Here is a 24913-nt window from a genome sequence, read left to right on the forward strand (position 1 = left end):
CCCCATGCAACCTCAATTGCCTATCGACGTCGATCCGGACACCGGCGTCTGGACCACCGACGCGCTGCCGATGCTCTACGTGCCGCGTCACTTCTTCACCAACAACCATACCGCGGTCGAAGAAGCGCTCGGCCTCGATGCGTATGCTGAGATTCTTTACAAAGCAGGGTACAAGTCCGCGTATTTCTGGTGCGACAAGGAAGCGAAACAGCACGGCATTGCGGGCATGGCGGTATTCGAGCATTACCTGAACCGTCTGTCGCAACGCGGCTGGGGCATCTTCAGGATCACCGAGTCCGATCCGTCCACTTCGCATGCACGCATCGAACTGCATCACTCGTCATTCGTACTCGCGCAGCCGGGTAAGGAAGGCAAGCTTTGCTACATGTTCGCCGGATGGTTCGCGGGTGCGATGGACTGGGTCAACGACACCGCGCCGGACGGCACACGCAAAGGCCCGCCGTCGCATTCGAAAGAAGCGCAATGCGCGGCCGAATGCCATCACCACTGCGTGTTCGAAGTGTCGCCGCTGGCTTCGTAGCGGCATCCAGCATCACGCAAACCAGTACGGCAGGGCGCAGTAAGCCTATCCATTCCGAGGTCGATCGCAATGCGTTACCCGAACCTTTTCAAGCCTCTTACGCTGAACAAGCTGACCTTGCGTAATCGCATTGTCAGCACCGCGCACGCGGAAGTCTATGCGGAACCGGGCGGCCTGCCGGGCGACCGCTATATCCGTTACTACGAAGAGAAGGCCAAGGGTGGCGTCGGGCTCGCCGTGTGCGGCGGTTCGAGCCCAGTGTCGATCGACAGTCCGCAGGGCTGGTGGAAGTCGGTGAATCTGTCGACCGACAAGATCATCGACCCACTCGCGCGGCTGGCCGAAGCGATGCACACGCACGGCGCAAAAATCATGATCCAGGCAACCCATATGGGACGTCGTTCGGCGTTTCACGGCGAGCACTGGCCGCATCTGATGTCGCCGTCCGGTGTGCGTGAGCCGGTGCATCGCGGTAATGCGAAGATTATCGAAGTGGAAGAGATTCGCCGCATCATCGACGACTTCGCGGCCGCCGCGAAGCGCGTGAAAGATGCGGGTATGGACGGCGTCGAAATCTCGGCGGCGCACCAGCATCTGATCGATCAGTTCTGGAGTCCGCGCACGAATTTCCGTACCGACGAATGGGGCGGCTCGCTCGAAAACCGCTTACGTTTCGGCACCGAAGTATTGAAGGCAGTACGCGAAGCGGTCGGCGCGGATTTCTGCGTGGGCTTGCGGATGTGCGGCGACGAGTTCCATGAAGACGGCCTCGATCACGAACAGCTGAAGGAAATCGCGCAGGCGATGAGCGAAACCGGTCTGATCGATTACCTCGGCGTGATCGGCTCCGGCGCGGACACGCACAACACGCTCGCCAACTGCATGCCGCCAATGGCATTGCCGCCCGAACCCTTCGTGCATCTCGCGGCGGGTATCAAGTCGGTGGTGAAGCTGCCGGTGATGCACGCGCAAAGCATTCGCGACGCGGGTCAGGCCGAGCGTCTGCTCGCGAGCGGCATGGTCGATCTGGTTGGTATGACGCGCGCCCAGATTGCCGATCCGCATATGGTCATCAAGATTCGCGATGGCCGTGAGGACGAAATCAAGCAATGCGTCGGTGCGAATTACTGCATCGACCGTCAGTACAACGGGCACGACGTGCTGTGCGTGCAGAACGCCGCGACCTCGCGTGAAGCCACGATGCCGCATGTGATCACGAAAACGCGCGGACCGAAGCGCAAGGTCGTCGTGGTCGGCGCGGGTCCGGCGGGACTCGAAGCGGCGCGTGTCGCGAAGTCGCGCGGTCACGAGGTGGTGTTGTTCGAGAAGAACGACTACGTGGGCGGCCAGATCATGCTGGCCGCGAAAGCGCCGCAGCGTGAACAGATGGCAGGCATCGTGCGCTGGTTCGACATGGAGACGAAGCGGCTCGGCGTCGATCGTCGACTTGGCGTCGCCGCCGACGAGCACGCCATCATGGCCGAGAAGCCCGACATCGTCGTGCTGGCGACAGGCGGTTCGTCTTTCACGTCGCAAGTCGCGGCGTGGGGCGTCGAAGAAGGCCTTGCGGTGAGTTCGTGGGACGTGCTGTCGGGCCGCGTGGAACCTGGCAAGAACGTGCTCGTGTACGACGGTGTCAGCACGCATGCCGGCGCCGGTGTTGCCGATTTCATGTCGAGCCGTGGCGCGAACGTCGAGATCGTCACGCCCGACGTGAAAGTTGCCGACGACGTTGGTGGCACCACCTTCCCGATTTTCTATCGGCGCCTCTATGCGCAAGGCGTGATCCACACGCCGAATTACTGGCTCGATAAGGTCTATGAGGAAGACGGCAAGAAGATCGCCGTGATCCGCAACGAGTACACCGAAGAGCAGGAAGAGCGCGCGGTCGATCAGGTCGTAATTGAAAACGGCAGCACGCCGAACGACTCGCTGTACTGGAAGCTCAAGCCGGAGTCGCTGAATCGCGGCCAGGTCGATGTCCACAAGCTGTTCGCGTCCGAGCCGCAACCGTCGCTCAGCGAAGAACTGGGTAACGGCCGCTTCCTGCTGTTCCGGGTCGGCGATTGCATTTCCATGCACAACATTCACGGCGCGATTTACGACGCGCTGCGCCTTTGCAAGGATTTCTGACGATGAGCCCCGTGTTTGTCATCACCGTCCTGCTGTGGCTGTCGGTTGCCGGTCTCGCGTTCGCGGTTGCCAAACGCGCAGCCTATTGGCGCGAAGGCCGTGCGACCACGGCGGGCGCCTACAGCTGGACTAATCTGCTGGCGATTCCAAAACGCTATTTCGTCGATCTGCATCATGTCGTGGCGCGCGATCCGTACATTGCAAAGACACACGTTGCGACAGCGGGTGGGGCGATTCTCGCGATGGCGCTGGTGTTCGTCAACTACGGTCTGGCGATTTACTCGCCGTGGCTCGACAAGCTGATTTTTCTGGCCGCGCTCGTGATGCTGGTGGGTGCCGTATTCGTTTGGCGTCGCCGGCACGGGGCGAAGGCTGCCCCGGCGCGGCTCTCCCGTGGACCCTGGGACCATCTGCCGATATTGCTGGGTTCCTTCGCACTGGGACTGGCGCTGTTCATCGTGCTGCCTGCTGCAGCGATGTCCGGTGCGCTCGCGATCATCGTTGCGCTGCTGATCGCCGTCGGTGCGTTCACGATGACGTTCGGCGCGGCGCGTGGTGGTCCGATGAAGCATGCGCTCGCCGGGCTGCTGCATCTTGCCTTTCATCCGCGTCAGGAGCGCTTCGCGGCGCGCAACGACAATGATGTGGTGCCGCCCACGGCACTCAAGATGCCGTTGCTCGATGCCAAAGACTATGGCGTGGGCAAACCGGTGGAGTTCCGCTGGAACCAGTTGCTCAGTTTCGATGCGTGCGTGCAATGCGGTAAGTGCGAAGCAGCGTGCCCCGCCTTTGCCGCGGGTCAGCCGCTTAATCCGAAGAAGCTGATTCAGGATCTGGTGACGGGCATGGTGGGCGGCACGGATGCCGACTATGCCGGCAGCCCGACACCTGGCATTCCGCTCGGCAAGCATGCCGGTGCGCCCGGCAAGCCGCTGATTTCCAGCCTGATTGAAGCGGACACGCTGTGGTCCTGCACGACTTGCCGTGCTTGCGTGCAGGAATGTCCGATGCTGATCGAGCACGTCGATGCGATCGTCGATATGCGCCGCAACCAGACCCTGGTGGAAGGCAGCGTGCCGGGTAAAGGGCCGCTCACGCTGGCGAATCTGCGCGAAACGGGCAGCTCGAATGGTTACGACATTGGCGCGCGTTATGACTGGGCGGTCGATCTGCAAGTGCAGGTTGCGCAGCCGGGGCGTCATGTGGAGGTGCTGCTGATCGCCGGCGAAGGTGCTTTCGACATGCGCTATCAGCGCACGCTGCGCGCTCTGGTCAAAGTGCTGAATCGCGCAGGCCTCGACTATGCGGTACTGGGCGGTGTCGAAACCGATACCGGCGATACGGCCCGGCGTCTCGGTGACGAAGCCACTTTCCAGCAACTCGCGTACAAGCTGATCGGCACGTTATCGCAGTACTCGTTCAGCAAGATCGTGACCGCGGACCCGCATGTGCTGCATAGCCTGCGTAACGAATACCGCGCGTTGGGCGGATTCTACGAAGTACAGCATCACACGGCACTGATCGAACAACTGCTCACGAGCGGCAAGCTGTCGCCGCGTGCGGTCGCTGCTCTCGCGGATCGCAAGATCACGTATCACGACCCGTGCTATCTGGGCCGCTATAACGGCGAGACAGAAGCACCGCGCAAGGTGCTGAAAAGCATCGGCATCAAGGTGGTCGAAATGGAGCGCAACGGCATGCGCGGACGCTGCTGCGGCGGTGGCGGCGGCGCACCGTTGACCGACATTCCGGGCAAGCGGCGCATTCCGGATATCCGTATCGACGATGCTCGCGCAACCGGCGCCGATATCGTCGCGGTGGGTTGCCCGAATTGCACGGCGATGCTCGAAGGCGTGGTGGGGCCGCGTCCGGAAGTGCTCGACGTTGCCGAACTGGTTGCTGCGGCGCTGGAGTAATGCGATGAATACGCTCAAACGAATCGATCCGCGCCGGCCGTTCACGGTGACGGCACAGGGGCTCAAACGCATCACGCCCGGTGCAACGGGCGTAGCGCTCGCGCTGGAGTTCAACGCGCCGGGCGGCACCGCCGCGCATCATGAAGCGGTCAAACCGCGCCGCACGACCGCCAGGCCGCAGCGCGTGATCCTGGTCGCGGCGCACGCCGACCGGGGTGCATTGGATGATCATTCACGCCAGACGCTGGCTGCGGCTGCGTTTATCGCCGACACGGCGACCGAGGTCGTGCTGCTCGTCTTCGGCGAATTCACCGGCGACGCTGCCGCTTCAGGCGCCGACAAGCTGATCGAGTTGCCGATGTTCGAGCGCCGAAGGTTTGCGCCTGTCGACGAATTGAACGCACTGGCAGCATGCATCGCGACCTACGCGCCGGTCCATATTTTCCTGCCCGACAACGCAACCGGGGACGGTGACCTCGGCCGCCGTTATGCAGCCGCTGCGAATGCCAGCGTCGCGACTCACGTGGTAGAGATCGACGCGAAGCATGTCGCCGCTTATATCCATGCGAATACGGCGCTCGCGTCACGCGATCTGCCGGACGTGGTACTGCTCGCCCCCAACGCCGTCGATCCAAAGTTGCCGTTCGTCGGCGCTGGCGAACGGGTTGCATGGCGCTTCGACAGCGCGGCCACTTCATCGAAAAGCGCGGTGCGCGATCTTGGCATCGAGGAAATCGACGCCGCCCAACTCGCGCTCGAAGAAGCGGATTTCATTGTTTCCGCAGGCAATGGCGTAAGCGACGTACCCGCGTTCCAGAAACTGGCCGGCACATTGGGGGCGGCAATTGGCGCAAGCCGTGTTGCCGTCGACGACGGCAAGTTCACGCGTGACAAACAGATTGGCGCAACCGGAAAAACGGTGGAAGCAAGCGTGTATATCGCGTTCGGCATTTCGGGCGCGGTACAGCATCTGCAGGGGATCAAGGACTGCCGTCATGTGATTGCGGTGAATCTTGACGCGAGCGCACCGATTGCGAAGCGCGCGAATCTGACTGTCATCGCGGATGCGCAGGAAACGATCGCAGCGCTCAACGAAGCGGCGGCCGCAGCGCGCCAGGCTCGCGGAACCGGTGCGGCATTGCTGAATACGACGGTGGTGGCTGAAGGAGTCCTCGCATGAAGATCGCCGTTCTGGTGTCGGTGGGACGTCATCCGGTTAGCGGCGTCGCGAGATATAGCCGTAACGATGCGGCTGCACTCACTATCGCGCTGTCGGTCGCCAAAGCGCACGGCGCCACGCTCGACGTGCTGCATGCGGGGGATCCGTCGAATCCGGCGCTGAAGGACTATCTGGCGCTGGGCGCCGGTTCGGTCGAAGTACTGGACGTGCGTGATGGAGCCGATTCGCAGGCCGACTCGCAGGCCGACTCGCAGGCCGATGCGGCGGCGTTGCTGATTGAACGTCTGCGAGATTACGACCTCATTCTGACTGGCACCCGTGCGGAAGGCGCATTCGACAGCGGCATGCTGCCGTATCGCGTCGCGCAAGGACTGGACCTTGCGCTGATAGGCGCAGCAGTCGACCTGAACGTGCAGGACGGTCTCGCGCAAGTTCGGCAGTTCATGCCGAAAGGCCTGCGCCGTCGGGTCGAAGTCGAACTGCCCGCGCTGATTGCCGTGCATCCGATGGCCAATGCTGCGCCGACTTACGCTTATGCGAGGTTGCGCGAAGGCACGATTCGACCCGTTGCCATCGCGCAAACCACCGCAACTCCGCGTTTAAATCACTCCGGCAACCCAGCCTGGACCATCCGTCCAGCGACCGCGAAACCGGTGCGCCTCGTCGCGGCCGAGAAGCGCTCCGGCCACGCCCGCATGCTGTCGGCGACGACAACCGAAAGCCGCGGTGGCAGCGTCGTAATTGAAGGGAGTTCCGTCGAAAAAGCACAAGTGATTCTCGCGTATTTGCGCGAGCATCAACTCGTGGATTATTGAATTCCGGTTCGGGCCAGCACGCGACCAGGAGGGCCTGGTGCGGCGCCAGACGTGACATGCAACGGAGCACACAATGAAAGTTTCGGCAGACGTTCGCGCAATGATCGAACGCCGCAAAAAGAATTACACGCTGGAAGCGCCGTTCTACACGAGCGAAGCTATTTTCGCGCTCGACATGGAAGCGATCTTCCGCCAGCACTGGATTCAGGTCGCGATCGAACCGGATGTGCCGGAGCCGGGCGACTACGTTACCGTGGAAATCGGCCGCGATTCGATCCTGATTGTTCGCGACGACGATATGCAGGTGAGGGCGTTTCATAACGTCTGCCGTCATCGCGGCGCGCGTTTGTGCAATACCGACAAAGGCTCGCTCGGCAATATCGTGTGCCCGTATCACAGCTGGACGTATAACCTGAACGGCGACCTGATGTTCGCCGAACATATGGGCGATCAGTTCGACCGCTGCAAACATAGTCTGAAGTCGGTGCATGTCGAGAACCTCGCCGGGCTGATTTTTATTTGCCTCGCTGACACACCGCCCGCCGACTTTGCGGTGATGCGCGCTTCAATGGAGCCTTATCTTTTGCCTCACGATCTGGCGAACTGCAAGATTGCCGCATCGATCGACATTGTCGAAGAAGGTAACTGGAAGCTCACGATGGAAAATAATCGCGAGTGCTATCACTGCGTCGCGAACCATCCCGAGCTGACCATTTCGCTGTATGAATACGGCTTCGGCTATCAACGTACGCCCGCCAATGAAGAGGGAATGGCCGCCTTTGAAGAGACTGTCGCACGACGTACCGCGCAGTGGGAAGCGCTGAAGTTGCCGTCGGCGGAAATTGAACGGCTCGCCGATCTCGTCACCGGCTTTCGCACACAGCGTCTGCCGCTCGACCGCGACGGCGAATCGCAAACGCTCGATGCGAAAGTGGCGTCGAAAAAACTGCTCGGCGGTTTCGAGCAGGCCGATCTCGGTGGGCTGTCGTTCTGGACCCAGCCGAATTCGTGGCATCACTTCATGAGCGATCACATTGTTACGTTCTCGGTAATTCCTTTATCGGAGGATAAAACGCTGGTGCGCACCAAATGGCTGGTACACAAGGATGCGCGTGAAGGAATCGACTACGACGTCAACAATCTGACCGCCGTCTGGCGCGCGACCAACGATCAGGACCGCACGCTAGTCGAATATTCGCAGCGCGGCGCGAACAGCAGCGCTTATGAGCCGGGCCCGTATTCGCCATTCACTGAAGGCCTCGTCGAGAAGTTCTGCGAGTGGTACATCGGCCGCATGGCGGATTACAGCAATGCGCCCCAAACTCATGACGTCGGCATTAACACGCCGGGTTCACACGGCGAAAAAGTCGTGTCCTTCAAGCGCTGAGCGCGACACCGCAACCAGGAGCGGGAGAAAACAATGATGCGCGATCAGGCGGCGTTTCAGCCCGGCGCCGAGCCGGCCGTACAGGGCGCGGCGGGCCTTGTCACCAGTCGGGTGACCCAACCGCTGTTCTGGGACGCGCTGCCCGCGCGCTGGGACAGCGATGCCGACGAGACGCTGGAGTGCTGCCAGGTCCGCGACGAAACGCACGACGTGAAGAGCTTCTTCTTCCGCGCGCCGTCCGAACGGGCGTTTGTGTTCGAGCCGGGGCAGTTCATTACGCTGGAACTGGACATTGACGGCGAGTCGATCAACCGCTGCTATACGATTTCTTCGCCGCCCACCCGCCCGCATACGATTTCGATTACCGTCAAACGGGTGCCGGGTGGCAAGGTGTCGAACTGGTTGCACGACAATCTGCGCGCTGGCACAAAGATTCGCGTGCTTGGGCCTTCCGGTGAATTCACCTGCGCGCGGCATCCGGCCCGCAAGTTCCTGTTTCTATCGGCGGGTTCAGGCATCACGCCGTTGATGTCGATGAGCCGCGCGCATCACGAGCTCGGCGAAGATAGCGACATCGTATTCGTGCACAGCGCCCGCACACCGGACGACATTATCTTCGCGCGCGAGCTCGATCTGATCGCATCGAATCAGGCGCATTTTCGGACCGCATTTGTGTGCGAGCGAGTGGGCGCGCGCACAAACTGGCCAGGCGTAACGGGCTTTCTCACGTTGCCATTGCTGAAGCTGATTGCGCCGGACTTCATGGAACGCGAGATTTTTACCTGCGGTCCCGCGCCCTACATGCAGGCCGTGCGCCATCTGCTGGATGAGGGCGGTTTCGATCGCCGTCATTATCACGAAGAAAGCTTCTCGTTCGAGACGGTCAGTGAAGTGGCCGCGCAACTGACTACCGCGCATGTGGCAGACGCGTTGCAATACGCAAGCGTGCCGGTTACGGCGGAGAGCTTTGCCGAGACACGCGCCGAGGCATCAGGCTTCAAACCCGCACCTGTTCCCGTTGAAACGGAAACGCGCTTCAAGGTGAGTTTCGCGAAAAGTCATCGTGAGATCGAATGCGGCAGCGGTCAGCATGTACTCGATGCCGCGAAGAAAGCCGGCGTGCGTTTGCCGGCATCGTGTACGCAAGGTATGTGCGGCACCTGCAAGGTCAAGCTGGTCTCTGGCGAAGTGTCGATGAAACACGCGGGCGGAATCCGTCAGCGCGAGATCGATCAGGGCATGGTGCTGCTGTGCTGCAGCAAGCCGCTCACCGACCTCGTAGTCGATAAGTAAGACGAGACGCAGCACTGAAAACGCACCAGACTCACGCTCGAAGTCGCGTGCGGACAACTGGATGTCGCAAAACAACGCTACCCGGCAATTCTGGTTGGCGATTCTAAATGCTCAATGGGTTGCTTGACGGCGAACGGGAGAACGGCGATGAGACTGATGAAAAAGATAGCCATGGTGGGCGCATTGAGCGCGGCGCTGACGGCGATGAGCGTGGGTGTGTCGGCGGATACCAAGCCGACCATCAAGATTGGTTACGTTGAAGGCTGGGACGATAGCGTCGCGACCTCTAACGTCGCCGCACGCGTGATCGAAAAGCGTCTCGGTTACGAAGTGCAACTCGTGCCGGTCGCGGCGGGTGTGATGTGGCAGGGCGTGGCGCGCGGCGACCTCGACGCGACGCTGTCCGCGTGGTTGCCGGTCACGCATGGCGCGTACTGGAATAACTTCAAGGAGAAGGTCGTCGACCTTGGCCCGAACTTCAACGATGCGAAGATCGGACTGATCGTGCCGGATAATGCCGACGTGAAGACGGTCGGCGATCTTGAAGCGAAGAAAGCAGAGTTCGGCTCGCGCATTGTCGGTATCGACGCCGGCGCAGGCGTGATGCAGAAAACCAGTGAAGCGATCAAGGCTTACGGCCTCGACTATCAGTTAATGCCCAGTTCGGGCAGCGCGATGACCGCGGAACTTGCACGCTCGGAAGCGGCGAGCAAGCCGATCATCGTGACGGGCTGGAAGCCGCACTGGATGTTCGCGAAGTACAAACTCAAATTCCTCGACGATCCGAAGAAGGTGTTTGGTGAGTCGGAACACGTGGATAGCGTGGTGAATCCGGAGTTGGAAAAGAAAGCGCCGCCGGTCGTCGCGTTTCTCAAGAAGTTTCAGTGGAAGCCGGGCGAGATCGACAGTGTGATGCTGGCAACCCAAAATGGTGAGAAGCCGACCGCCGCCGCTGATGCATGGATCAGCGCGCATGCTGACCGGGTGGATAGCTGGGTGAAGTGAGGTTCTACTTAGGTGATTGATCTTCCGCTGCATTGAACGTCTGAAGCGGAAGATCGTAAGCAAAGCGCCGCTTTTCAGCGGCGTTTTTTCATTGCAACACGACAGTCCGATCGCCATTGATAAACACGCGGCGCTCGACAAAAGCCTTCACCGCCCGCGCGAGCGTAATGCATTCGACGTCGCGCCCGGTGGCAAGCAGGCGTTCCGGACTATACGAATGATCGACCCGCTCGACGACCTGTTCGATGATCGGGCCTTCGTCGAGATCGTCGGTCACGAAATGCGCGGTTGCGCCAATCAGTTTGACGCCGCGTGCATGCGCCTGGTGATACGGTTTTGCGCCCTTGAACCCCGGTAGAAACGAATGATGAATATTGATTGCCCGCGCCGCCAGTGCACGGCTCGTTGCGCCGGACAGTATCTGCATGTAGCGCGCGAGAATCATCAACTCCGCACCTGATGTCTCGAACAGATCGAGCAAACGCGCTTCCTGCTGCGGCTTGGTGTCGGCGGTAATCGGCAGATGATGGAACGGCAAACCGTGCTGCTGCGCGAGCGGTTCGAGATCGCGATGATTCGAGCCAATGCCGACAATATCCATTTTGAGTTCGCCCATACGCCAGCGGAACAACAGGTCGGCAAGACAGTGTTCGAGCTTTGACACCATGATCAGCACCTTCGGCCGTGCGCTGACGTCGTGCATCGCCCATGTCATCCGGAAGCGTTCGGCGATCGCTTCGAATTCGCGTTTGAGCGCGGCAATATGCAGAGTTTCATCGTTCTCGACGCCATGAAAGACGCATCGTACGAAGAAGCGTTCGCTGAGATCGTCGTCGAAAACGGTCAGTTCGTCGATATAGCAATGATGCCGGTCGAGAAAGCCGACAACGGCGGCAACCTGGCCCGCCGCGCTCGGACACGCGACGGTGAGGACCAGTTGGGCAGGACGGGAATCGGCGGACATGCGTTCTCCACATAGACAATGAGTTCACGCTGCGGGACGCAGCATGGATCATTGCAGTAGAGCAAATGACCGGGCTGAGCGGATAGAAGCTAACCGCCGTCGCGCTGGAATAGGAGCGTCAGGCACCTGAGGTCGGGCTTAGTCGGCGTCGAGACCGCATTCGCCGAGCAGCCACTGGCGGAATGCGTTGACTGCCGGTGTCGCCGCGCGCTGTGTAACGAGCAGGTAGCCGCGCTGCGTGACGACCGGCGTGTCGAACAGTTCGACCAGTTGCCCGGTTGCAAGAAGTTCGTCAGTGAGCGGCGCCCAACCAAGTGCAACGCCCTGGCCCATGATCGCCGCATGCGCAACGAGCGCAAAGCTGTTGAACGTGATGCCGCGCTGAGCGGCGGGGGCTTCCAGGTGATGCGCTGCGAACCAGTCGGTCCATGACAGCCAGCGTGCGGGCTGGGTCGGTTCGAGATGCAGCAATGGCACGCTCGCCAGATCGGACGGCGTGCTGACGCTCGCATGAGCGGCCAGAAAGGCAGGGCTGCACACGGGCGTGACGCGCTCCGGAAAAAGCTTCACCGCACCTCGCGCGGTCCAGTCCGCATGTTCATCGCCGAATGCAATCGCAATGTCCGCCTGATCGTGCGAAGGATCGAACACACTCTGTGACGTGACGATCTTCACGTCGACATCCGGCATCAGCGCCTTGAATTGCGACAGTCGCGGCATCAGCCAATAAGTGGCGAAACCGAAGTCGGTGGAGAGCGTGAGGGTGTGGGGTGTACGTCGTGCACGAATCTCGGCGGTGGCGAGACGAATGGTGTCGATTGCATGGCGTACCGCTTCGAATAACCGCTGACCGTCTTCCGTCAACGTGACGCCGCGATGGCCTCGATCAAACAGTGGCGCGCCCAGCGCTTCTTCGAGTTGCACGACGCGCTGACTCACCGCGGGTTGCGTCGAACCGAGTTCTCGCGCCGCCGCCGTGAAACTGGCCAGACGTGCCGCGGATTCGAACATCGTCAACGCCTGCATGGGCGGCAAGCGATCCTGTTTCGACATAAGCCCCTCTTATACACACATAACGAATTACCGTCTTCACAGTGGCGAATTGGACGGCAATAGTGACGTTCATCGTACTGCCGCTCCGTTGACTCCTGTTGGCATCCATACCCGCACCGATACCTGCGATTCTATGCGAGGCACGTTCTCATGCTTGAAACCAGAAAGAATATTCTGATCCTGATGGCCGACCAGATGACACCGTTCGCGCTTGCCGCATACGGGCATCCTCTGACGAAGACACCTCATCTCGATCGTCTCGCGAAACAGGGTGTGGTATTCGATTCGGCGTATTGCGCGAGTCCGCTGTGTGCGCCTTCGCGCTTTTCGTTGTTGTCGGGCAAGCTGCCGTCTGCGATTGGTGCTTATGACAATGCAGCGGAATTTCCGTCGCAAACGCTGACGTTCGCGCATTACCTTCGCGCAGAAGGTTATCGCACGATCTTGTCCGGCAAGATGCATTTTTGCGGCGCAGATCAGTTGCATGGTTTCGAAGAGCGGCTCACCACCGACATCTATCCTGCCGATTTCGGCTGGACGCCCAATTGGGACAATGTTGAAGCACGCCCCACGTGGTATCACAACATGAGTTCCGTGATCGACGCGGGCCCGTGCGTGCGCACCAATCAACTCGATTTCGACGATGAAGTCACGTTTACCACTCGCCAGAAGCTCTTCGATATCGCACGCGAGCGTCATGCCGGCAAAGATGCGCGACCGTTCTGCATGGTGGCGTCGTTGACGCATCCACACGACCCGTACGCGATTCCGCAAAAGTACTGGGACATGTATCGCGACGAAGACATCGACATGCCCGCTCATTGCGATTCGTTCGGGGAGGCCGACCCGCACTCGCAGCGTTTGCGGCACGTCTGCGAAACCGACCGGACGCCGCCCACCGCTCAGCAGATTCGCAACGCTCGCCGTGCTTACTATGGCGCAATCAGCTATGTCGACGACCAGTTCGGGGCGATTCTCAACGCGCTCGACGAGGCCGGACTTGCGCGGGACACGCTGATCATCGTCACGTCGGACCACGGCGACATGCTGGGCGAGCGCGGCCTCTGGTACAAGATGACGTTCTTCGAAGGCGGTTGCCGCGTACCGCTGATCGTCCATGCGCCACAGCAATTCGACGCGTGTCGCGTGCAGGAGTCGGTATCGCATCTCGACCTGTTGCCGACCCTGGTCGAACTGGCGCGAGGCAGTCAGCCGGACGGATGGCCCGACTCCCTCGATGGCCTGAGCCTTGTGCCGCATCTGCAGCGCAAGCAGGGCGCGCATGATCGGGCGGTAGGCGAGTACCTTGCCGAAGGGGCGATTGCACCGATCGTGATGCTGCGGCGCGGCCGTTTCAAGTTTATCCATACACCCGCCGATCCCGACCAGCTCTACGACATTACTGCCGATCCACTGGAGCGCGAGAACCTCGCAGGGCGACGCGAATATGCATCACAGGTTGCCGCATTACGTGACGAAGTGGCACAACGCTGGAACCTGGTTGAGTTACACAATGAGGTCCTGCAAAGCCAGCGCCGCCGCCGCTTTCATTTCGCCGCAACGACGCAGGGCGCGGTCGCTTCATGGGACTGGCAACCCATGGTTGATGCCAGTCAGCGTTACATGCGCAATCACATCGATCTCGATACGCTCGAAGCGATGGCGCGCTTTCCCGCTGTCGCTCGCTGACCCGTGTGCCGGATTTCTACCCCACTGACAGGAAGCCGAGATGATAAAAAAATTCTTCGAACGGACGCTATCGGGCGTGGTTGTGCTGTGCGCCGCCACCACTTTCGCTGCAGCGGCCGAGCCGCAATCCTGCACGCAGGTCAATATGGCGGGGCCGGGGTGGACCGATATCGACGCGACCAATGCAATGGCCGGCGTCCTGTTGAAGGCGCTCGGCTACAAGCAGAGCGTCGCGAATCTGTCGGTGCCGATCACCTACCAGGGTCTCAAGAAAGGTCAGGTCGACGTCTTTCTCGGCAACTGGATGCCGGCACAGGCACCGGTTGTCAAACCCTTTGAAGAAGAGAAGTCGATCGAGGTCGTTCATCCCAATCTGACCAATGCGAAGTTCACGCTGGCGGTGCCCGACTACGTGGCCGCCGCAGGCATCCATTCGTTCGCAGATCTCGCGAAAAATGCTGACAGGTTCGACAGCAAGATCTACGGTATCGAGCCAGGCGCGCCCGCCAATCAGAACATCAAAAAGATGGTGGACGACAAGGCTTTTGGCCTTGGTAACTGGACTCTGGTTGAATCAAGTGAAACCGGCATGCTGACGCAGGTCGATCGTGCCGTGCGCGAGAAGAAGTGGATTGTGTTTCTCGCGTGGGAGCCGCATCTGATGAACACGAAGTTCAAGCTGACCTATCTGAACGGTGGTGACAAGTACTTCGGGCCCAATTACGGCGGCGCTACGGTCAATACCGTGGTTCGCAGCGGCTATGAAGCGCAGTGTCCGAATATCGGGCGTCTGTTCAGGCAGCTCACATTCAATGTCGATCTGGAGAACGGCGTCATTACCGAAGTACTCGAAAAGAAAGCAGGCATTGACGTTGCGGCAACCGACGCGCTCAAGCGTCATCCCGAGTTACTGAAGTCGTGGCTTGACGGTGTGAATACCACCAACGGGTCGAATGGCTTGCAAGCCGTACAGACTGCACTCGGCATGAAGTGACGGTGACCATCCAGACAATGACGTCGCGACACGACAGAATCGTGTCGCTTGCGGTTTAATCGTTATCAATCCGGACCCGTATTCTCCACTCCACACGCTTTCTATCTGTTCTTTCGTTTTAACCAGTCTGATTCGAACTGCCCGTCATGCGAGAAGTGCTGCGCGTCGATTTACGCCCCGCAGCAGGGATCGTTTTATCTAACGAAATATGCAGGCAAAGAGCAGGGGAGAAGTCGATGAAAAAGAAACGTGCCGCCAAACTGTCGGGAGTGGCCATTGCAGTCAGCACGATGTGCGCATCAACGGCTGTTCACGCGCAAAGCAGCGTGACGCTGTATGGCATTGTGGACGCCGGTATTACCTATGTGAGCAACGCGGGTGGCTCCCATCAGTTCAAATTCGATGACGGTATTTCATACGGCAACCGGATCGGCTTCAAAGGTGTGGAAGATCTCGGCGGCGGCCTGCAGGCCCTATTCGTGCTCGAATCGGGTTTCCACCTCGGTAACGGGCAACTGGCATTCGGCGGTGCGGAATTCGGACGACAAGCGTATGTCGGCCTGAAAAACGATTGGGGCACGGTGTCACTCGGTAATCAGCTCGATATGACCGAAGAGTTTGTCTACCTGTACAACATCTCGGCGTGGGCAAGTGGTTATGCGATTCATCAAGGCGACTTCGACCGGATGAATGGCGACCGTCTGCCCAATTCAATCAAGTTTTTGTCGAATGAGTTTGCGGGTATTTCTTTTGGTGGGATGTACTCGTTCGGCAATGTCGCTGGAGACTTTCACGAGAAGAGCGCGTGGAGTGTCGGCGCGCACTACGAACACAACGCGTTCAACATGGGTGCGGCCTACACGCAGCTAAACGATCCGTACGGTATCTATGCATTCGATCCCTACGCGATGCTCGGCGTGCACACTTTCCTCGGTCAGCCGACCGTGTCCGTCGATCCCGCAACAGGTGCAGTAACGAGCCTCTACAGTACGTCGTCATTCCCGGTGGACCGGCAAGGCGCCTTTGCAATCGGCGCGGCCTATACGATCGGCAAGCTGATGTTGAGCGGAGACTTTACGTACACGACGATCAAGGGTCTCGGCGAAACCTCGCATATGCAGGTATATGAAGGGGGCGCGTCGTATAACTTCACGCCTTCGCTGCTGCTATATGGCGGCTATCAACACACACGTTTCGAAGGCAACCACTGGAATCAGGGTTCGCTGGGATTGCACTACCTGTTATCCAAACGCACAGATGTGTATATCTCCGGCGACTACCTGCGTGCTTCGAATGGCGTGGATGCCGTGATCGGCTACAGCTTCACGCCGTCGAGTTCGAATACGCAAGCCGACGTGCGCGTCGGCATGCGGCACTCGTTCTGACGACGCATCCCATCACGCAGTTTGCGCAAGCTGTCTTTTGAAAGTTTCGATCAGTGCGCGCACTTTCGCGGGCGGATGACTGGTGGGTGGAAAAATAGCCTGGATGCTCGCGGGTTCTGTCGACCATTGCGGCAGCATACGCACCAGCCGTCCGCTAGCAATGTCGTCGCCACTCGAGAAGTCGGTCAACAGGCCGAACCCTCCGCCCGCAATCGTGGCGGCCCGGCAAGCGTCGGCGGTATTGACCTGGAATGCGCTTTCGCAGCGCACGTTTTCTTTCTCGCTGCTATCGCCGTGGTTGCGATGCAGTTCCAGTGTGAGCGGGTGCGGCAGCACCGTCATCGCGTTAAAGGGCATGCGTGACAGCTCAGCAGGCGTGCGCGGCATTCCCCACGTCTCGACGAACGCGGGGCTCGCCACGATCCATTTGACGAAACTACCGAGCTTCACCGCGCGGTAGTTCGAGTCCGCCAGGCGGCCGAGGCGGATCGCGACGTCGATACCGTCCGCGATCAGATCCACGTAATGATCGCTGCAGATCAATTCGACATCGAGTTGCGGATGCTCGCGACGCAGTTCGACCAGCGCGGGCGCAACCGCCAGCGCACCGTAATCGATTGGCGAACTCACCCGTAATGTGCCGCGCACCGGCGCGGTTTCGCCACTCACCGCGCTCAGCGCCTCTTCGGTCGCGCGCAGGATCTTCACGCTGGCTTCGTAGAACGCGCGGCCGGCTTCGGTGACACTCAAACGCCGCGTGGTGCGCACCAGCAGGCTCGCGCCAATTTCCGCTTCGAGCCGTTGTATGTGCGTGCTGACCATCGTTTTGGCGAGCCCCAGCCGCGCCGCCGCCGCCGTCAGCGAGCCGGCGTCGACGACCGCGACAAAGATCGCCAGACGGTTCAGATTGACATCGCGTACGTCCGCCATAGTGGATTGTCCATCTTCGATTGATTGTGTTTCCCGGATTATCAGGCTACCGCGGAGTCGCGCGAGCGCTTATTCTCGCCGCATACCTTACCAAAAACCGGAGCCTGTCATGCCTGTTGCCCGCCCAGCCCAGCCTATCCGACTGTTCACGACCCTGCTTTCAGGGCACGGACACCGGGTCAAGCTGTTTCTCACCTTGCTCGATCTTCCATTCGAAGTGGTTGAATTGGACATGAAGGCGGGCGACAACCGCAAGCCAGACTATCTGGCGCTGAACCCGTTCGGTCAGGTGCCGACGATCCAGGACGGCAACCTTACGCTGTTCGATTCGAACGCGATTCTCGTGTATCTGGCCAGGCGTTACGGCGACGCGTCGTGGCTGCCGGACGACGCGGTCGGTGCGGCGGCGGTACAGCGGTGGTTGTCGCTGGCGGCCGGGCCGATCGCTTACGGTCCGTGCACGGCACGGCTCGTCACGGTGTTCGGCGCGCCGCACGATCACGAGACAGCGAAGAAACTTGCGGTCAAACTGTTCGACGTGATCGACCAGGAACTTGCTGATAAGCCCTTTGCAGCCGGCGAGCAGGTGACGATTGCCGATATCGCCGCGCATACGTACATCGCCCATGCACCGGAAGGCGGCGTGTCGCTGGAGCCGTATCCGAACATTCGAGCGTGGTTGCGTCGCGTCGAGGCGTTGCCGCGTTTCATTGCGATGCCTTCGACGAACGCTGGTTTGCTGGCTGCATAAGCGACACTCTTTTGTAAGGCGGGACCCCGGTCATGGCTACTTTTATCCCTCTGAATGGATGGGGCGTCGACGCTTCGCCGTTTCACGCTGCCGAGCTGCTGGCGCAGCAGCGCGCGAGGGTGAGCAGTGTGGCGGATTCGTCCGGGCGTCGCGGGATCCGGCGGTATATGCCGGATCAGCACCGGCAGTTTTTCTCGGAACAGCCGTTCATGGTGTTCGGCGGGGTCGATGCAAACGGTCAGCCGTGGGCCACGTTGCGCGCGGGTACGCCGGGTTTCGTGTCGTCTCCGGATGCGAATACGCTTCGTATCGAAGGCGGCGCGTTGCCCGGCGATCCGCTTGCCGGCACGTGGCAGACCGGCGCAATGATCGGCGGATTGGGATTGCAGCCGCAAACGCGTCGACGTAACCGGATCAACGGTAAGGTGAGGTCCGCGGAAGGGGGCGCACTGTTAGTCGACGTGACGCAGAGTTTCGGCAATTGCGCGAAGTACATTCAGAGCCGTACGCCGACTTTCGTGGAGCGCGACGCCGGCGCAGGTTCGATTCAGACAGAAGTCGCGGCACAACTCAGCGATGCGGACCGCGCACTATTGGCGAGAGCGGACACGTTCTTTATTGCCAGCGCGAATCTCGGCGAAGACGCGCAGCTTGCGCGCGGTGTCGATGTTTCGCATCGCGGCGGTGCGCCGGGCTTCGTTCGCGTGGATGATGCAAACACCCTGACCACGCCGGACTACAGCGGCAATAACTTCTTCAATACGATCGGCAATCTGATCCATGATCCGCGCGCCGGTTTATTGTTTATCGATTTCGCAACGGGGGACCTGCTCTATCTCGCGGTACGCGCGGAAGTGATCTGGGAAGGGAAAGAACTGGCGGCATTCGACGGCGCGCAGCGAGTGGTGCGTTTTCATATCGACGAAGTGCGGCGCAGTGCGGGCGCATTGCCGTTCCGCTGGTCCGAGGTCGAATTGGCACCGCAGTTCGCAGCGATGGTGCGTGACGCGGCTGACGCGCAGAAACCAACGCCTGTCGCGGCTCCGGCACCGTTGTGGCAGAACTTGAAAGTCGCAGCGATTGTCGATGAAACCTCGTCCATTCGCTCGTTTTATTTCGAATCGGTCGACGGTACGCCTTTGCCGTCATTCAAGCCCGGCCAATTCCTGCCAATCCGGGTGCCCGCGTCGGACTCAGGCGAACCGCTGTTACGGACTTACACGCTTTCCGATTCGCACGACGCGCGGCGTTACCGGATCAGCGTGAAGCGCGAAGGTGTCGCGTCGAACTGGCTGCACGACCGGCTCGCAGCGGGCGCGTTGATCGAAGCGAAGCGGCCGGCCGGGGCCTTTACTTACGATGAGGAAAGTCAGCGCCCTGCGGTATTCATTTCAGCGGGCATTGGCATTACACCGATGATGGCGATGCTGCATCATTCGTTGAAATCAGTCGCGCAGGGCGGCTCGCAGACGGGTAAGCGGGTGTTTTTCTTTCATGGCGCACGTAGCGACCGGGAGCGGCCATTCAGCGCTCATCTGAAAGAACTCGCGAGGCGTCATCCCGCGGTGTCGCTGCATCTGTTCGATAGTGCTGGCGATGCAACGACCGAAGGGGTGTCGGTTGGCCGCGTCGATATTGCTGCATTAAAGCGGGTGCTGCCGTTCGACGATTACGACTTTTACCTGTGCGGTCCCGAGACGTTCATGCGTGATCTTTACGAGGGATTGCGCGGCTTGAATGTCGCCGATGAGCGGATCCGCTTCGAGGCATTCGGGCCTGCCAGCGTGAAGCGCACGGGCAAGCGTGTCGAGATGGCAGAGCCGGTGACGTCTGACGTCAACGCGATCCCCGTGACTTTCGCCAGGTCGGTGCGCACGCTTCAATGGTCGCCGCGCGATGGCAGCCTGCTCGAACTCGCCGAGGCGCATGGTATCGACGCGCCGTCGAGTTGCCGGTCGGGCATGTGTGGCACGTGTTCGACCCATCTGCTGTCGGGTCAGGTGCGATATGACGGTGAAGTCGAAGCGGAGATCGAAGCCGGATCGGCGCTCGTTTGCATGGCGCGGCCGGTGGTGGGCAGCGAAACGGATCTGGTGCTGGACCTGTGAGCGATCAGACCCGGCAGGTTCTGCAGGCCATCACGATCTGCTGTTGCTATCATTGACCGCCCCCGGCTCGATGAGATGAGACCGGTCTGCGCAGTCAGTCATCTGCAACAAGGAATCGTATGGATCGCCCGATGCGTCAGGTCTGTGTGGTGACGGGCGCGACCAGCGGGATTGGCCGCTGGATCGCGCTCGGACTGGCTCGTGCCGGCTATCACGTGGTGCTGGTGTGCCGGGATCGACAGCGCTCGATTGCGGTTGCCGACTGGATCGCGCGTGAGGTGCCGGGCTGCAGCACGGAAACGAAACTCGCCGACCTCAGTTCCCTTCGCGCGACACACGATCTCGGCCAGCAGATTGCAGCGGCGCACCCCCGCTTGTCTTTGCTGGTGAATAACGCCGGCATCCTGACCGCACAGCGGCAACTGAGCGCAGAAGGCCGTGAATTGGTATTGACGGTGAATCATCTCGCGCCATTTGTATTGACCGATGCGCTGGAGGGCGCGCTGCGGGCTGGCAGCCCGGCGCGGATCGTCAATGTGGGTTCATCGACATCGGATCGGGCATGGATCGATCCAGACAATCTGGAGCTGGCCCATCACTGGAGAATGGTGCGCGCGTACCGGCGCTCCAAGCTCGCCATGATGATGTCGACGTTCGCGCGCGCAGAGCGTCTGCGTGGCAGCGGTGTGGTGGCCAACGTGGTCCATCCCGGCATGGTGGCGACCGATCTGGTCCGCGAGCGTGGCGCAACAGGCCTCGTGTGGCGACTGCTTGCGCCGTTGCTGCGCACGGCGGAGCAAGGTGCCGACACCCCTCTGCATGTTGCGTTGGCGCCGGACTGGGCTGAGGTCACGGGCGCGTATGTGAAGGACCGCGCCGCCGTCCGCCCCAACCGCCGCGCATTGGATGCTGCGCTGGTGCGTAAGGTGGACGCCAGCACGCACGCACTGGCGGCGCAGACACTCTCGGCTCGTGTACCGGCCTGACGGAGATACCCAACGTTTCACATCAAGGTTCGAGCGGCGACGTCGGCGGGGCGACGGTGTCTTGGGTCGGGTGCAACGGTGGCTCGGCTGCTTGAACACGCGGCTCGCGCACCCGTTCCCTACTGAAGCGGCCGAGTAGCCGCAGCAGATACACATGCAGACTCCATGAGCGTGCCTGCGCGTCGAACGCGCCCCGCACAGGCGACGCCTGATCGGACGGCTCGAAAAGTGTCGGCACGTGCCGGTCGAACGACGCTGTCTGGCCGGTGAGTTGCCGGTCCGGATGCATCAGGTGAAGGGCCCGCCGTACCATGCGCGGAAAAAAACGCGCGCCGAGCGAGAACAGAATGGCGGTGGACGTCACCGGGAATTCGCGGCTTTTGCCCAGCGCGGCAAGATGAATTGTTTCGGCGATCACTTCTGGCTGGTACACCGGTGACATCGGCCGGCCCAGTAGGCCAACGTGAGAGATCGCGTGATCGAAGAAGGGCGTGTTGACCGAAGGCGGGAACAGAGTCGTCAGGCTGACGTGGCTTCCGTCGCGCGACAGTTCGGCTCGAATCGCCTGTCCGAAGCCGCGCACCGCGTGCTTGGCGCCGGAGTACGACGACAGCAGCGGGATGCCGTGATACGCGACGGCAGAGCACACGTTCACGATCGAACCATGATCCCTCGGCAGCATGCGCCGCAACGCGACGCGTGTGCCATTCACCGTGCCGAGATACGTCACGTCGGTCACGCGCCGGAACTCGTCAGCCGGGATGTCGAGGAAGCGCCCGAAGGTCGCGTTGCCTGCACAGTTCACCCAGACATCGATGGGTCCCAGAGTCTTTTCGATGTGCGCGGCGGCGGCCTCCAATGCATCGGGGTCCGTGACATCCGCTATCGCGGTTGCGGCGGTCGCGCCGTAGTGTTCGACCTCGTCACGGGTCGCTTCGAGTCCTGCGCAGCCGCGGGCAATCAGACCGACCCGCCAGCCATGCCGCGCAAATAATCCCGCGGCACAACGCCCGATGCCCGACGACGCGCCGGTGATGACCACCACGGCGTGTCTATTGTCGTCTGCCGAAGTCCGCCCGTTCATGTCGCAAGTTGTTGCCGCAAATATCCGGCTGTGCGGCTCTCTTTCACACGCGCGACTTCAACCGGGGTGCCGCTCGCCACGATGGTCCCGCCCGCGTCACCGGCTCCCGGGCCGACGTCGATGACCCAATCGCTTTGCGCGGCCACCCGCATATCGTGCTCGACGACCACCACGGTATTGCCCGCGTCGACGAGTCCCTGCAATTGCACCAGTAGCCGGTCGACATCCGCGGGATGCAGGCCGGTGGTCGGTTCGTCGAGGATGTACAGCGTGTCGCCGCGTTGCGTGCGTTGCAGTTCGGTGGCGAGTTTGATGCGCTGCGCCTCGCCGCCAGATAGTTCGGTGGCCGGCTGGCCAAGCCGCAGATAGCCGAGCCCGATGTCACGCAGCACGCTCAACGCGCGCATCACGCTCGCTTCATCGGCGAAGAAATGGCAGGCGTCGTCAACGGTCAGGTCGAGCACCTCGGCGATGTTTTTATCGCGCCATGTGACTTCCAGTGTCGGCGGGTTGTAGCGGGTGCCGTGGCAGGTCGAGCAGGGCGCATACACGCTCGGCAGAAACAGCAGCTCGACGCTGACGAATCCCTCGCCTTCGCAAGTCGGGCAGCGCCCCTGCGCGACGTTGAACGAAAAGCGCCCCGCGCCGTAGCGTCGCTTGCGGGCGAGCGGTGTGTCGGCGAACAGTTTGCGCACGTGATCGAAGAGGCCGGTATAGGTCGCCAGATTGGAGCGCGGCGTGCGCCCGATCGGCTTCTGATCGACGCGCACGAGCCGGCGCAGCGCGTCCATGCCGTCGGCAATATGGCCGCCCGTTGGCATCGCTGTGTTGGCGAGCAACGGGTCCTGGTCGTCATCGTCGGGGTTCTCGATGACGCGTCCGAGCCGGCTCGCGACCAGTTCGGGCAGCGCCTGGCTCACGAGGCTCGATTTTCCCGATCCCGACACCCCCGTGACGGTGGTCAGGCAGCCGAGCGGGAACGCGACGTTCAGCCCGTGCAGATTGTTGCGCGTGATCCTCGCAAGCCGCAGCCAGCCCGCGGCATCGCGTGGCTGACGAGCGACGGGCGCGGGCGGCGCGAACAGATGCACGCGGGTCTGCGACGCTTCGACGTGCGCGAGTCCTTCAGGCGGTCCGCTATACACCACATGACCGCCCGCTTGCCCGGCGGCCGGTCCGACGTCGACCAGCCAGTCGGCGCGCCGCATCATCTGCAGATCGTGCTCGACAACGAACAACGAGTTGCCTGCCGCTTTCAGCCCTCGCAACGCGCTGAAGAGCGCTTCGCCATCGGCCGGATGCAGCCCGGCTGAGGGTTCGTCGAGGACATACACGACGCCGAATAGTTGCGATGACAATTGCGTGGCGAGTCGCAAGCGCTGCAATTCACCGGACGACAGCGTGGGCGTACTGCGATCCAGCGCAAGATAGCCGAGGCCGAGGTCGATCAGTGTCGTCAGGCGTTCGAGCAGTTCGGCTGCGATGCGTTGCGCAGCGATGCGCTTTTCGTCGGAGAGATTCGGCGTGCGCCGCACGTCAGGCGACGCTTTATGGGCGGAGCCGCCGGAGGCGACGCGTTTGTCGACGGCTTCGCGCATCGCGTTTTTACTGAGGATGCTGCCTTTACCTGGTTTCGACAGCGATGACTCTGGCCATTCGCCACGTGCGATGGGTTCCAGAATCGCCGCGAGCCCGCCGAGCGGCAATTGCGAAAACTCGCCGATGTCGAGCCCGGCGAAGCTCACCGACAGCGCTTCCTGCTTGAGCCGCTTACCGTGGCAAGCCGGACAGACGCTGCCGACCATGTATCGCGACACGCGCTTTTTCATCAGCGCGCTTTGCGTGTTCGCGAACGTGTGCAGCACGTAGCGGCGCGCACCGCTGAACGTGCCCTGATAGCTCGGTTCGTCCTTGCGCCTGAGCGCGGCGCGCGTCTCTTTCGGCGTGAGACCCGCGTACACGGGCACGGTGGGTTGCTCATCGGTGAAGAGAATCCAGTCGCGGTCCTTTTTCGGCAGGTCGCGCCACGGTGTATCGACGTCGTAGCCGAGCGTCACCAGAATGTCGCGCAGATTCTGACCATGCCACGCCGGCGGCCACGCGGCGACCGCGCGCTCGCGGATGGTCAGCGAGTCGTCGGGCACCAGCGATTTTTCGGTGACCTCGTACACGCGTCCCAGACCATGACAGGTGGGACACGCCCCTTGCACCGTATTCGGGGAGAAGTCTTCGGCGAACAGCATCGGCTGTTTCGGCGGATAGTCGCCGGTGCGCGAATACAGCATGCGCACGAGGCTCGACAGTGTGGTCACGCTGCCCACCGATGAGCGCGCGCTGGGTGTGCCGCGTTGCTGTTGCAACGCGACGGCGGGCGGCAGTCCTTCGATTGCATCGACTTCAGGCACGCCGACCTGCTCGATCAGACGCCTCGCATAAGGCGCGACCGATTCGAAGTAGCGCCGCTGTGCTTCCGCATACAGCGTTCCGAATGCCAGCGACGATTTGCCGGAACCCGATACACCGGTAAACACCACGAGCGCATCGCGCGGAATCTGCACGTCGACATTTTTCAGGTTGTGCTCGCGCGCGCCGCGCACGCGGACAAATCCCGTGAACGCGTCAGAAGACTCAGAAGTGGAGCGGGGCTTGCGGCGGATGGCGTCCATGTCGATCGATGGGGGATGAGCGTGGGGCACGGA

Annotated in this window: 19 protein-coding genes; 14 read left to right on the forward strand and 5 right to left on the reverse strand. The window is 61.2% G+C overall.

The window, feature by feature from the left end:
• Window positions 1-4 precede the first annotated feature (4 nt).
• From LMG28727_RS27570 to LMG28727_RS27605, 8 genes are all read left to right on the forward strand, one after another.
• Entirely contained in the window at window positions 5-541 is a 537-nt protein-coding gene (locus tag LMG28727_RS27570) for a DUF5943 domain-containing protein (protein WP_201645489.1), read from the forward strand.
• A gap of 69 nt (window positions 542-610) precedes the next feature.
• Window positions 611-2674 carry an NADH:flavin oxidoreductase gene (locus LMG28727_RS27575; RefSeq protein WP_201645490.1) on the forward strand — a complete coding sequence of 688 codons (2064 nt, stop codon included), beginning with the start codon at window positions 611-613 and terminating at the stop codon, window positions 2672-2674.
• A gap of 2 nt (window positions 2675-2676) precedes the next feature.
• A complete protein-coding gene (locus tag LMG28727_RS27580) occupies window positions 2677-4590 on the forward strand; it encodes a (Fe-S)-binding protein (RefSeq protein ID WP_201645491.1) in 1914 nt (637 codons plus the stop codon).
• Window positions 4591-4594: 4 nt separating this feature from the next.
• Window positions 4595-5770, forward strand: coding sequence for an electron transfer flavoprotein subunit alpha/FixB family protein (locus tag LMG28727_RS27585; RefSeq protein ID WP_201645492.1), 1176 nt, complete (start codon window positions 4595-4597; stop codon window positions 5768-5770).
• On the forward strand, window positions 5767-6585 hold the full coding sequence (locus LMG28727_RS27590) for an electron transfer flavoprotein subunit beta/FixA family protein (RefSeq protein WP_201645493.1): 819 nt from the start codon (window positions 5767-5769) through the stop codon (window positions 6583-6585). Before LMG28727_RS27585 ends, LMG28727_RS27590 begins: the two co-directional genes overlap by 4 nt.
• Window positions 6586-6658: 73 nt before the next feature.
• Entirely contained in the window at window positions 6659-7972 is a 1314-nt protein-coding gene (locus LMG28727_RS27595; protein WP_201645494.1) for an aromatic ring-hydroxylating oxygenase subunit alpha, read from the forward strand.
• A gap of 33 nt (window positions 7973-8005) precedes the next feature.
• A complete protein-coding gene (locus tag LMG28727_RS27600) occupies window positions 8006-9265 on the forward strand; it encodes a hybrid-cluster NAD(P)-dependent oxidoreductase (protein ID WP_201645495.1) in 1260 nt (419 codons plus the stop codon).
• A 147-nt stretch (window positions 9266-9412) separates the two neighbouring features.
• On the forward strand, window positions 9413-10270 hold the full coding sequence (locus LMG28727_RS27605) for a glycine betaine ABC transporter substrate-binding protein (RefSeq protein WP_201645496.1): 858 nt from the start codon (window positions 9413-9415) through the stop codon (window positions 10268-10270).
• Window positions 10271-10358: 88 nt separating this feature from the next.
• Here LMG28727_RS27605 and purU read toward each other — a convergent pair whose 3' ends face one another.
• Window positions 10359-11234, reverse strand: a complete 876-nt coding sequence (purU, locus tag LMG28727_RS27610; protein ID WP_201645497.1) for a formyltetrahydrofolate deformylase — start codon at window positions 11232-11234, stop codon at window positions 10359-10361.
• 138 nt (window positions 11235-11372) lie between these two features.
• On the reverse strand, window positions 11373-12287 hold the full coding sequence (locus tag LMG28727_RS27615; protein ID WP_201645498.1) for a choline sulfate utilization transcriptional regulator: 915 nt from the start codon (window positions 12285-12287) through the stop codon (window positions 11373-11375).
• A gap of 150 nt (window positions 12288-12437) precedes the next feature.
• Between LMG28727_RS27615 and betC the strand changes: the two genes are divergently transcribed.
• From betC to LMG28727_RS27630, 3 genes are all read left to right on the forward strand, one after another.
• The gene (gene betC / locus LMG28727_RS27620; protein WP_201645499.1) at window positions 12438-13976 is read left to right on the forward strand and encodes a choline-sulfatase; all 1539 of its coding nucleotides are present in this window, start codon (window positions 12438-12440) and stop codon (window positions 13974-13976) included.
• A gap of 40 nt (window positions 13977-14016) precedes the next feature.
• Window positions 14017-14970 (forward strand): choline ABC transporter substrate-binding protein, encoded by a 954-nt coding sequence (locus LMG28727_RS27625; RefSeq protein ID WP_201645500.1) that lies wholly within the window; start codon window positions 14017-14019, stop codon window positions 14968-14970.
• A 236-nt stretch (window positions 14971-15206) separates the two neighbouring features.
• Entirely contained in the window at window positions 15207-16355 is a 1149-nt protein-coding gene (locus LMG28727_RS27630; protein WP_201645501.1) for a porin, read from the forward strand.
• A 12-nt stretch (window positions 16356-16367) separates the two neighbouring features.
• On the opposite strand, the gene LMG28727_RS27635 is transcribed toward LMG28727_RS27630, so the two are convergent.
• On the reverse strand, window positions 16368-17285 hold the full coding sequence (locus LMG28727_RS27635) for a LysR family transcriptional regulator (RefSeq protein WP_201645502.1): 918 nt from the start codon (window positions 17283-17285) through the stop codon (window positions 16368-16370).
• A 109-nt stretch (window positions 17286-17394) separates the two neighbouring features.
• Here LMG28727_RS27635 and LMG28727_RS27640 point away from each other — a divergent pair, with 109 nt between their 5' ends.
• From LMG28727_RS27640 to LMG28727_RS27650, 3 genes are all read left to right on the forward strand, one after another.
• Window positions 17395-18036: a glutathione S-transferase family protein gene (locus tag LMG28727_RS27640; RefSeq protein ID WP_201645503.1), complete on the forward strand. Its 642-nt coding sequence runs from the start codon at window positions 17395-17397 to the stop codon at window positions 18034-18036.
• Window positions 18037-18068: 32 nt separating this feature from the next.
• Window positions 18069-20144, forward strand: coding sequence for a 2Fe-2S iron-sulfur cluster-binding protein (locus tag LMG28727_RS27645; protein WP_201645504.1), 2076 nt, complete (start codon window positions 18069-18071; stop codon window positions 20142-20144).
• A gap of 119 nt (window positions 20145-20263) precedes the next feature.
• A complete protein-coding gene (locus LMG28727_RS27650; RefSeq protein ID WP_201645505.1) occupies window positions 20264-21130 on the forward strand; it encodes an SDR family NAD(P)-dependent oxidoreductase in 867 nt (288 codons plus the stop codon).
• A gap of 22 nt (window positions 21131-21152) precedes the next feature.
• Here the strand turns inward: LMG28727_RS27650 and LMG28727_RS27655 are convergent, their stop codons facing one another.
• Together LMG28727_RS27655 and LMG28727_RS27660 are read right to left on the reverse strand one after the other, a co-directional pair.
• Window positions 21153-22214, reverse strand: coding sequence for an SDR family oxidoreductase (locus LMG28727_RS27655; protein WP_201645506.1), 1062 nt, complete (start codon window positions 22212-22214; stop codon window positions 21153-21155).
• On the reverse strand, window positions 22211-24880 hold the full coding sequence (locus LMG28727_RS27660; protein ID WP_201645507.1) for an excinuclease ABC subunit UvrA: 2670 nt from the start codon (window positions 24878-24880) through the stop codon (window positions 22211-22213). Before LMG28727_RS27660 ends, LMG28727_RS27655 begins: the two co-directional genes overlap by 4 nt.
• Between the last annotated feature and the right edge of the window lie 33 nt (window positions 24881-24913).

This window comes from Paraburkholderia metrosideri, assembly GCF_904848625.1.
Taxonomy (GTDB): Bacteria; Pseudomonadota; Gammaproteobacteria; order Burkholderiales; family Burkholderiaceae; genus Paraburkholderia; species Paraburkholderia metrosideri.

Excerpts from the sequence above, each read along its gene's own strand:
- LMG28727_RS27570 (WP_201645489.1), top strand. The coding sequence starts at position 5 with ATGCAACCTCAATTGCCTATCGACGTCGATCCGGACACCGGCGTCTGG.
- LMG28727_RS27575 (WP_201645490.1), top strand. The coding sequence starts at position 611 with ATGCGTTACCCGAACCTTTTCAAGCCTCTTACGCTGAACAAGCTGACC.
- LMG28727_RS27580 (WP_201645491.1), top strand. The coding sequence starts at position 2,677 with ATGAGCCCCGTGTTTGTCATCACCGTCCTGCTGTGGCTGTCGGTTGCC.
- LMG28727_RS27585 (WP_201645492.1), top strand. The coding sequence starts at position 4,595 with ATGAATACGCTCAAACGAATCGATCCGCGCCGGCCGTTCACGGTGACG.
- LMG28727_RS27590 (WP_201645493.1), top strand. The coding sequence starts at position 5,767 with ATGAAGATCGCCGTTCTGGTGTCGGTGGGACGTCATCCGGTTAGCGGC.
- LMG28727_RS27595 (WP_201645494.1), top strand. The coding sequence starts at position 6,659 with ATGAAAGTTTCGGCAGACGTTCGCGCAATGATCGAACGCCGCAAAAAG.
- LMG28727_RS27600 (WP_201645495.1), top strand. The coding sequence starts at position 8,006 with ATGATGCGCGATCAGGCGGCGTTTCAGCCCGGCGCCGAGCCGGCCGTA.
- LMG28727_RS27605 (WP_201645496.1), top strand. The coding sequence starts at position 9,413 with ATGAGACTGATGAAAAAGATAGCCATGGTGGGCGCATTGAGCGCGGCG.
- purU (WP_201645497.1), bottom strand. The coding sequence starts at position 11,234 with ATGTCCGCCGATTCCCGTCCTGCCCAACTGGTCCTCACCGTCGCGTGT.
- LMG28727_RS27615 (WP_201645498.1), bottom strand. The coding sequence starts at position 12,287 with ATGTCGAAACAGGATCGCTTGCCGCCCATGCAGGCGTTGACGATGTTC.
- betC (WP_201645499.1), top strand. The coding sequence starts at position 12,438 with ATGCTTGAAACCAGAAAGAATATTCTGATCCTGATGGCCGACCAGATG.
- LMG28727_RS27625 (WP_201645500.1), top strand. The coding sequence starts at position 14,017 with ATGATAAAAAAATTCTTCGAACGGACGCTATCGGGCGTGGTTGTGCTG.
- LMG28727_RS27630 (WP_201645501.1), top strand. The coding sequence starts at position 15,207 with ATGAAAAAGAAACGTGCCGCCAAACTGTCGGGAGTGGCCATTGCAGTC.
- LMG28727_RS27635 (WP_201645502.1), bottom strand. The coding sequence starts at position 17,285 with ATGGCGGACGTACGCGATGTCAATCTGAACCGTCTGGCGATCTTTGTC.
- LMG28727_RS27640 (WP_201645503.1), top strand. The coding sequence starts at position 17,395 with ATGCCTGTTGCCCGCCCAGCCCAGCCTATCCGACTGTTCACGACCCTG.
- LMG28727_RS27645 (WP_201645504.1), top strand. The coding sequence starts at position 18,069 with ATGGCTACTTTTATCCCTCTGAATGGATGGGGCGTCGACGCTTCGCCG.
- LMG28727_RS27650 (WP_201645505.1), top strand. The coding sequence starts at position 20,264 with ATGGATCGCCCGATGCGTCAGGTCTGTGTGGTGACGGGCGCGACCAGC.
- LMG28727_RS27655 (WP_201645506.1), bottom strand. The coding sequence starts at position 22,214 with ATGAACGGGCGGACTTCGGCAGACGACAATAGACACGCCGTGGTGGTC.
- LMG28727_RS27660 (WP_201645507.1), bottom strand. The coding sequence starts at position 24,880 with ATGGACGCCATCCGCCGCAAGCCCCGCTCCACTTCTGAGTCTTCTGAC.